This window comes from Tateyamaria sp., from assembly GCF_039940735.1.
In the GTDB taxonomy this organism is placed as follows: Bacteria; Pseudomonadota; Alphaproteobacteria; order Rhodobacterales; family Rhodobacteraceae; genus Tateyamaria.
Genome location: NZ_JBDVGB010000043.1, coordinates 1 through 8,953, shown reverse-complemented (window position 1 = coordinate 8,953; position 8,953 = coordinate 1). Strand labels below are relative to the sequence as shown.

The following is an 8,953-nucleotide window of genomic DNA, read 5'->3' as shown; positions in this document are numbered from 1 at the left end:
GACTGGGCCAAGCAGAAACGCTGATGCGGCGCGCCACGACCGAATTTGATCCCCTGCCAGAAGACCTTAACAACCTTGGTGTTGTGCTGATGGAACGCGACAAAACCGCCGAAGCCATCGCGACCTTCCGTCGGGCCTTTGCACTGGATGACGGAGAAAGCACACTTATCCGCGATAATTTACGCTTGGCACTCGCAAAATCCGAAAATTCTGATACAGTGGACTCGAACGAGAACCGATATAAATTGGTCCGACGAGGCAGCAGCGACTTTCTAATCAGTACTGCTGAATAAATTGAGGTGCGCCGTAAGGCGCGTTTGGGATGCGACCAAGCATATAAGCATGGCGCGAACGAGCAGGAAAAAGGACGCAAACATGCGCCACCCAGTATTTTTTGTTGTCTCATTGGCTGGGGCAGTTGCGCTCTCGGCATGTGGTCAAAAAGCCGCCGATGAAACCGTCGAACGCGCCTTTCAAAACGTTAACGTTGTGGACGAAAGCGATTTGAATGATGTGATGCTGACCGTGGCCGACCCGAACGAGGCCGTCCGACACTTTCAACGCACCGCTGCCGACAATCCTGGCCGGATCGATGTGCAACGTGGCCTTGCAATCAGCCTTGTGCGCGCCAAACGCTACAGCGAAGCCGCACCAGCCTATGCCAAGGTCGTCAAACTCGAAGGCGCAACCGACGAGGACCGCGTTGATTACGCCGACGCACTTTTGCGTGCAGGCGATTGGGCGCGGGCCGAAGAAGAACTGGACCGCGTTCCGCCAACCTTCGAAACCTTCAAACGTTACCGTCTTGAGGCCTTGATTGCCGACAGCAACAAAGAATGGAAAAAGTCCGACAGTTTTTACGAAACCGCTGTGGGCCTGACGACGCGCCCTGCCGGTGTTCTGAACAACTGGGGCTATTCCAAACTGACGCGCGGCGACTATAGCGATGCAGAACGCTTGTTTGGGGACGCGATCCGTCAGGATCAATCGCTGTTCACCGCTAAGAACAACCTGATCCTCGCACGTGGTGCGCAGCGCAACTATGCCCTGCCCGTCATCCCAATGGACCAAGTTGAACGCGCACAGCTTTTGCACACGCTTGGCCTAACGGCCGTGAAACAAGGTGACGTCGAAACCGGCAAAAGCCTGCTGCGTGACGCCATCGAAACACACCCACAACACTTCGAGGCCGCCGTGCGTTCCCTAAGCGCCCTTGAATCTAACGTATCTGACGGGTGAGCTGATGGCTTTGTCTGCACAGGCGGCCTTGTGGTTTTTGCCATTTCTCGTGCCGCTGTGCCTTTACGTCGCTTACACCGATCTTGCGCAGATGCGGATCACAAACCCAACTGTGCTGGCCATGGTCGCTGTTTTTGTTGTACTTGGGTTTTTCCTGTTTCCGCTTAACGTCTACCTGTGGCAGCTGGCGCAACTGGTGATTGTTTTGCTGGTGTGCATGGTTCTGAATGCCGCTGGGGGCATGGGCGCGGGCGATGCTAAATTCCTTGCCGCCGCCGCACCTTTTGTGGCGCTTGCGGATGTGCGCCTTGTCATGATCTTGTTTGCGGCGGTCTTGTTGTCAGCTTTTGCCGCCCACCGCATCGCCAAACATACAGCCCTGCGGCGTATGGCGCCCAATTGGGACAGCTGGACTCAAGAGGCCCGTAAATTCCCTATGGGATTTGCCCTTGGCCCCACCCTCGCGATTTATTTAGCATTAGCGGCTGTTCACGGATCTTGACTGTTTTGAGACATAATTTGGCCCGATTGACCGGGTAATGTTTCCAAATGCAGATCAATCTACAGGCCCAAACCAATGACTATGCAAGTCTCTGACGTGATTGCCCCCGCCGCCGCCAAGCGGCTTGGCGATATGAAGCTGTCTGTTGTCATGATGCGGGACATCCTGCTCAAAACCATGTTTCGCAAGAACCTTGATATGGTCACAGACCTGTCCGAAGCGCTTTGTATCCCGATCCCCGTCGTCCAAGAATTGATCGACATGTCGCGTGACCAGCGTCTGATGGAAGCCACAGGTACGCTCAATGCCAACAATGGCAACGAGATGGGGTATCAGTTAACAGATGCTGGGAAATCGCGGGCATTGGATGCGTTGGCGCAATCGGAATATTTCGGCGCGATGCCTGTTCCGTTGGACGTTTATCGCGAACAGGTCAAACGCCAATCGATCCGCAATATCATGGTCACGCGTCAGCAACTGACGGGTGCGATGGGCCACCTTATTTTACCCGACGACCTTCTTGGCCAGCTTGGGCCTGCCGTGTCCGCCGGGCGCTCGATCTTGATGTATGGCCCTCCCGGCAATGGCAAATCCTCGATCTCGAATGGCATCCGCGACGCGCTTGGTGATCAGGTCTTTGTGCCGCGCGCCATCGAATATGCGGGTCAGGTGATCACTGTTTTTGACCCAATCGTGCACGTGCCTTCATACGAAGAAGCAGACGACCCCAACGCCCTGCGCCGTCGTGCAACTTACGACAGACGTTACGTAAAATGCGAACGGCCCACGGTGGTCACGGGGGGTGAACTAAGCCTGTCGATGTTGGACCTTGTCTATAACCCAACGGCGAAAACATATCAGGCGCCCTTGCAATTGAAATCTTCGGGCGGCATTTTTATCGTCGACGATTTGGGTCGGCAGGCTGAGTCGCCACAGGCGCTGGTCAACCGTTGGATTGTTCCGCTTGAAGAAAGCAAAGACATCCTTGCCCTGCAATCAGGTGAAAAATTCGAAGTGCCGTTTGACACGCTCGTGGTGTTCTCGACCAACTTCCACCCAAATGAAATCTTTGACCAAGCCGCCCTGCGCCGGATCTTCTTCAAGATCAAAATTGACGGGCCAAATCAGGCAAACTTCCTGAAAATCTTTGCCATGGTAGCCAAGAAAAAAGGCATGACCCTCAACGAGGATGCGTTGATCCATTTGCTTAAGGTCAAATACCCGACCATCGACAATGTTTACGCCAACTATCAGCCAAATTTCCTTGTGGATCAGATGGTTGCGATCTGCAATTTTGAAGGGTTGCCGTTGCAAATGCGCCCCGATTTAATCGATCGTGCATGGGCAAACATGTTCGTCAAAGACGAACACATCGTCAAATGATCGGAGTTGCGGGTTGTGGTCGCATGGGGGGCCCGATGCTTGAGGCCCTGCGCGACGGTGGCGCGCGCGCAATTGGCTTTGATGTGGTCGAAAAGAACGCCCCATACATCGCGCAAAACCTGATGGCGTTCGCACCAGACCTCGACACTTTGTTCAGTGTGGTACGCGACGCGGACGAAACAGATGCCCTGCTGTTTGGTACTCAAAACCTGATCAAGACCGCCCCCAAACTGACGCGCATTTTCATCTGTTCCACCTTGTCGCCGCGGTATGTGCGCGACTTACGCACCCGTATTCCGGCCCACATCACCTTGATTGATGCGCCAATGTCGGGCGCGCAGGTTGCTGCAGAAAATCGCACGCTGTCCTTTATGTTGGGCGGAGACCAAAGCGACATTGATGATGCCATTCCGCTGCTTGCCATGATGGGCCAGTACTTTCACCATATGGGTGCGTATGGGGCAGGAATGCAGGCCAAGGTTCTGAACAATCTGTTGGCCGCGTCGCACACCGCCATGACGCGGCTGGTGTTAGATTGGGCGGATACGGCCGGGCTTGCGACCGACAAACTTCTGGCATTGATCGCGACATCTTCTGGGCAAAACTGGCTTGCCTCGGGTTTTGACACGATCGAATTTGCCCGCGATGGCCACGCGGCCGACAACACAATCGGCATTTTGGTCAAAGACGTCGCCGCCGCCCTCGATAGCGCCCCCAAAGGCGCAGACCTTGCGTTGCCTGAAACAGTGCAGGCGGCCATTCGCGCCCTAAAACCCCGCGTCTGACGCGCTTGTTGCGTTAACGTTTGGCCCGGCTCAATACGTCGCTGCGTGCCTCAAGGGCTGGTCGCCACCCCAACGCCTGCTACATTGCGCGTCATGACCACCCTGCCCCCCCAATTCAGCGATTGGTTCGCATCACGCGGCTGGTCCATTCACCCCCACCAACAAGACATGCTGGATCGCGCAAGTGACCCCGCACTTTTGTTGATCGCGCCCACTGGCGGCGGCAAAACATTGGCGGGCTTCCTGCCCAGCCTTGTTGAATTGGCCGATGGGCAACACAAAGGGTTGCACACGCTTTACATCTCACCGCTCAAAGCGTTAGCCGCTGATATCAAACGTAATTTACGCACGCCTGTGGATGAAATGGCCCTGCCCATCCGCATTGAGGATCGCACGGGCGATACCTCTCAGACCCAAAAGAAACGACAACGCGCAGACCCGCCGCACATTCTATTGACCACACCGGAATCCCTCGCGTTGCTGACCAGCTATGAGGACGCACCGCACATGTTCGCAGGCCTCAAACGGGTGATCGTCGACGAAATCCACAGCCTTGCAGAAAGCAAACGCGGCGATCAGATGTTTCTGGCGTTGTCGCGTCTACAGGCCATGTGCCCAGACCTGCGCCGCGTCGGCCTGTCCGCCACAGTCGAAGACCCCGAAGCCATCGCCCATTTGCTGGCCTGCAACCCCGATCCTTGCGCCATTTTGCACGCTGATCCCGGCCCCGCGCCGGACATCCAAATGCTGGTGACCGAACATGCGCCGCCATGGTCGGGATCAGGTGGAAAATATGCAATTCCTGCCGTGCTCGAACAGGTAAAGGCGCACAAAACCACACTTATTTTCCACAACACCCGCGCACAGGCCGAGATTTTCTTCCACAACATCTGGCTTGCCAATGACGAAGCTTTGCCCATCGGCATCCATCACGGATCGCTTGATCGCCAACAACGCGAGAAGGTCGAACAAGCGATGGTGGCGGGCGACCTTAAGGCGATTGTTTGCACGGGCACCCTTGATCTGGGGATCGATTGGGGTGACGTGGACCTGATTATTCAGATCGGCGCGCCCAAAAACGTCAAACGTCTTGTGCAACGAATTGGGCGCGCCAATCACCGCTATAACGCACCGTCCAAGGCGCTTTTGGTGCCCGCAAATCGCTTTGAAGTCGTTGAATGCGTCGCAGCCCTTGAGGCCGTGCGCGCCGGAACGCTTGATGGCGACCCACGCGGTGCAGGGCCGCGGGATGTCCTGTGCCAGCACATTTTGATTGTCGCCGCCGCTGGCCCGTTTGACGCCGATGCGTTGTACCACGAAATCTTAACAGTTGGTGCCTATGCGTCGTTGTCGCGTGCAGAGTTCGACGCCTGTCTCGATTTTTGTGCCACGGGTGGGTATGCCCTGCGTGCCTATGATCAATGGAAACGGTTGCAACAGCGCTCTGACGGACAATGGCAATTGCGCGACCCGCGCGCGGCGCAACGCATCCGCATGAATATCGGCACGATTCAGGACACAGATACACTCAAGGTCCGTTACAAAGGGCGCGGTGGCAAATCGCTGGGCGAAATCGAGGAAGGCTTTGCTGCCACTTTGACCCCCGGCGATACGTTCCTGATCGGAGGACAGATTGTCCGCTATGACAGTCTGCGCGAAATGACCGTACAAGTGACCCGTGACGCTGCAAAAAAGCCCAAGATCGCGACTTTTGCAGGCACGAAATTTGCAACTTCAACGCAATTGTCCCACCGCATCATCGACATGTTCCAACGCGACACGTGGCCAGAGCTGCCCACACACACGACCGATTGGCTAGCACTGCAACGCCGTGTTTCGCGCTTGCCTGAACCAGGCCGCTTGTTGATCGAAAGCTTCCCCCACGACGGACGTTCACATACGGCCGTGTACGGATTTGCCGGGCGCAATGCGATGCAAACCCTCGGGCTGCTACTCACCAAGCGAATGGAAGAAACCGGCCTGAACCACCTGGGGTTTCTAGCCACAGATTACGCTGTTTTGATTTGGGGCTTAGAGCCGCTTCGCGACCCTGCACCCCTATTTTATATCAAAGACTTACGGGACGGATTTGAACGTTGGTTGGCCGGGAACGCTGTGATGAAACGCACCTTTCGCGGCTCTGCAACCATTGCGGGGCTGATCGAACGCAACACACCGTCAGCCCGCAAATCGGGGCGTCAGGCGACGTTTTCGTCGGATATCTTGTATGACACGCTGGCCAAATACGACCCTGATCACCTGATGCTTGATATCACGCGCCAAGAGGCGATGCGCGGGCTGGTGGACTTTGGCCGGATCGAGGAAATGACCGCCCGCATCGGCGACCGCATCGACTTGGTCCAACTTGATTGCGTCACACCACTGGCCGCGCCGCTGCTTCTTGAGGTCGGGCGCGTACCCATCAAAGGCCAAGCCGAAGAAACGTTGTTGGCCCAAGAGGCTGCCCGTTTGATGGATACCGCGGGTTTAAAATGAACACCAACGTAACGAAACCAAGTGCACCCATGTGCAACCTTGAGTGTCGCTTGCCGCAGGCTGCACACCCCTTTATGAACAAAGTATGAACATGCACGATCTTTCACTGGCCGGCGCGGCATTCAAAGCCCTTGGGTCCGGTGCCCTATTTTGGCCGGGCCAAGACCTGCTGTGCGTGTCCGACCTGCATTTGGGAAAATCCGAACGGATCGCACGGCGGGGCGGCAGCCAGCTGCCGCCTTACGAAGCGCACGACACCCTGACGCGGCTTGCCCATGATCTGGACGTCACGCAGGCCCGCACTGTTATCTGCCTTGGTGACAGCTTTGATGACCTCAGCGCAGCCCACGCATTGCCCGAAGACGTGCGTCTGTGGATCACACGCTTGCAGGCGGGGCGGCGTTGGGTCTGGATTGAGGGCAACCATGATCCCGGCCCCGTCGAATTTGGTGGCACCCATCTAAAAGAACTGCGCGTTGCGAACATTGTGTTTCGCCACATCGCGCAGACCGAAAGCAGCGCTGAAATCTCAGGGCATTATCACCCCAAAGCCACTTTGCACTTGCGCGGCCGCGCTGTCACCCGACCCGCCTTTTTGATCGATAGCGCCCGCCTGATCATGCCAGCATACGGGACCTATACAGGGGGCCTGCGCAGCAGCAACGCGGCCCTTCGCACCTTGATGCACAAAGACGCTCAAGCGGTGTTGACCGGGGCCAACCCTGTTGCCATTCCCATGCCGCGTTAAGCGGTCAGCCCTTCAGGTTCATCAAGGCCCTGCGCGCGGCAACAGGCCGTCAGCGTATTGGCCAAAAGGCACGCGATGGTCATGGGGCCAACGCCGCCGGGAACGGGCGTAACCGCCTTGGCAACAGTCATGGCTTCGGCAAAATGTACGTCCCCTAACAACTTGCTTTTGCCGGGCTTTTCCGGGTGTGGAATGCGCGTGATGCCCACGTCGATAACAGTGGCACCGGGTTTGATCCAATCTGCTTTGACCATTTCAGCGCGCCCTACAGCGGCGACCAGAATATCGGCGCGGCGGCACACCTCGGCCAGATCTTTTGTGCGGGAATGGGCAATGGTGACGGTACAGTTTTCGCGCAGCAACAACTGTCCCATTGGCTTGCCAAACAGGTTTGAGCGGCCAATCACAACGGCCTCCATCCCGGACATGTTGCCAAGTTGATCGCGCAGCAGCATCAAACACCCCAAAGGCGTGCACGACACCAACCCCGTCTCGCCACTGGCCAAGAGGCCTGCGTTCACAACACTTAAGCCATCCACATCCTTAGCCGGATCAATGCGCGCCACAACAGCGCGTTCATCCAAGTGATCCGGCACCGGAAACTGGCACAGAATGCCATGTACCGTCGCATCAGCGTTCAATTCATCAATCAACGCAAACAACACGTCTTGAGACACATCGCTCGGCAAACGGTGCTCGAACGAGGCCATACCGACCTCGACCGTTTGTTTGTGCTTGGCGGCGACGTAGACTTCGCTGGCCGGGTCTTCACCCACCAGAATAACCGCAAGGCCCGGCGTGATCCCGTGATCGTTCTTTAAACGGGTCACATGATCTGCGACTTTGGCGCGCACATCGGCTGCAAAGGCCTTGCCATCAATCGTCGTCGCACGCGCGCGCGCGCCCTCAGTTGTCGTCGCATGCGCCTGCGCGCCCTCAGTTGTCGCGCTCATGGCACGTCCCTTTCTAGTTTTTCGTAAAGTTAACCTGATGCGACCATGTTTCACCATCGCTGATCACCAGCGTTTCGAAATCCATGAATTGCAAAAGGTCAAAGAATGTCGCCACAGATTCTAGGTTTTGTTGGCGAAAGAAATCGTTGTTCCGCATGTTCGAAGTCAATTGTGCCAAGACAGCTCGGGCCCGGTAAATTGTTGAAAACACTTCATCATCCAGTGCAACCGCGGTCAAATGCTTGGCGTCGCCACCTTTGGCAAAGAAAACAAAACGTGGGCTTTCCGGCGCGGCAAGCTGCGCGATAGTCAGACTGGTCACAAACCCAACGCGCACGTCTTTGCTTGATTGGGGGGCCTGACGAATGACGCGGTTGAAGTCTTCGGTCGACGTTACTTCGGGATAATAATAGCCCTCATAGCGTTCTTGCGCGGATGCTATTGTTGCAGTCAAAAGCGCACACGTCACAGCAAGTGTTCGGATCATCATCGGTTTTTTCCTCCATTATCTGAGCATCAAGCTGAACGGCACGGGGCAGATGGTCAATCCTATTGCATTTCTGTCTCCTGAACGTGACGGAATGCAACATTTGGCGTAGGGCGGGACTTACCCCCGCCCATGCAACCTTAAAACAGCCCTTCGATTTGTCCTGCGTCGTTGAGGTGGATGCTTTCGGCTGAGGGCACGCGAGGCAGGCCGGGCATGGTCATGATCTCTCCGCAAACCGCCACGATGAACCCGGCGCCCGCTGACAGGCGCACTTCGCGCACGGGCACAGTAAAGCCTGTGGGCGCGCCGCGTTGTGTTGGGTCGGTTGAGAACGAGTACTGCGTTTTTGCCATACAG

The 8,953-nt window shown here is 56.4% G+C and carries 9 protein-coding genes and 1 pseudogene; 7 read left to right on the top strand and 3 right to left on the bottom strand.

The window, feature by feature from the left end; all coding sequences use genetic code 11:
• From ABJF76_RS08660 to pdeM, 7 genes and pseudogenes are all read left to right on the top strand, one after another.
• A pseudogene (locus tag ABJF76_RS08660) lies at window positions 1–293 on the top strand (hypothetical protein); the annotation flags it as partial.
• Between the two features lie 82 nt (window positions 294–375).
• Window positions 376–1,239, top strand: coding sequence for a tetratricopeptide repeat protein (locus ABJF76_RS08655; protein ID WP_413822310.1), 864 nt, complete (start codon window positions 376–378; stop codon window positions 1,237–1,239).
• 4 nt (window positions 1,240–1,243) lie between these two features.
• Complete coding sequence (locus ABJF76_RS08650) at window positions 1,244–1,741, top strand: prepilin peptidase (RefSeq protein ID WP_413822309.1); 498 nt, start codon at window positions 1,244–1,246, stop codon at window positions 1,739–1,741.
• Window positions 1,742–1,816: 75 nt separating this feature from the next.
• Window positions 1,817–3,124 (top strand): ATPase, encoded by a 1,308-nt coding sequence (locus tag ABJF76_RS08645; RefSeq protein ID WP_413822308.1) that lies wholly within the window; start codon window positions 1,817–1,819, stop codon window positions 3,122–3,124.
• 35 nt (window positions 3,125–3,159) lie between these two features.
• Complete coding sequence (locus ABJF76_RS08640; protein ID WP_413822307.1) at window positions 3,160–3,909, top strand: NAD(P)-binding domain-containing protein; 750 nt, start codon at window positions 3,160–3,162, stop codon at window positions 3,907–3,909.
• A gap of 93 nt (window positions 3,910–4,002) precedes the next feature.
• The gene (locus ABJF76_RS08635; protein WP_413822552.1) at window positions 4,003–6,405 is read left to right on the top strand and encodes a ligase-associated DNA damage response DEXH box helicase; all 2,403 of its coding nucleotides are present in this window, start codon (window positions 4,003–4,005) and stop codon (window positions 6,403–6,405) included.
• An 85-nt stretch (window positions 6,406–6,490) separates the two neighbouring features.
• The gene (gene pdeM / locus ABJF76_RS08630; RefSeq protein WP_413822305.1) at window positions 6,491–7,153 is read left to right on the top strand and encodes a ligase-associated DNA damage response endonuclease PdeM; all 663 of its coding nucleotides are present in this window, start codon (window positions 6,491–6,493) and stop codon (window positions 7,151–7,153) included.
• Here the strand turns inward: pdeM and folD are convergent.
• From folD to ABJF76_RS08615, 3 genes are all read right to left on the bottom strand, one after another.
• A complete protein-coding gene (gene folD, locus ABJF76_RS08625; RefSeq protein WP_413822304.1) occupies window positions 7,150–8,106 on the bottom strand; it encodes a bifunctional methylenetetrahydrofolate dehydrogenase/methenyltetrahydrofolate cyclohydrolase FolD in 957 nt (318 codons plus the stop codon). The genes pdeM and folD overlap by 4 nt on opposite strands.
• A 13-nt stretch (window positions 8,107–8,119) precedes the next feature.
• Window positions 8,120–8,596 carry a hypothetical protein gene (locus ABJF76_RS08620; protein WP_413822303.1) on the bottom strand — a complete coding sequence of 159 codons (477 nt, stop codon included), beginning with the start codon at window positions 8,594–8,596 and terminating at the stop codon, window positions 8,120–8,122.
• A 137-nt stretch (window positions 8,597–8,733) separates the two neighbouring features.
• Window positions 8,734–8,953 (bottom strand): formate--tetrahydrofolate ligase (locus tag ABJF76_RS08615; protein WP_413820493.1); only part of this gene is annotated, 220 nt, incomplete at its 5' end.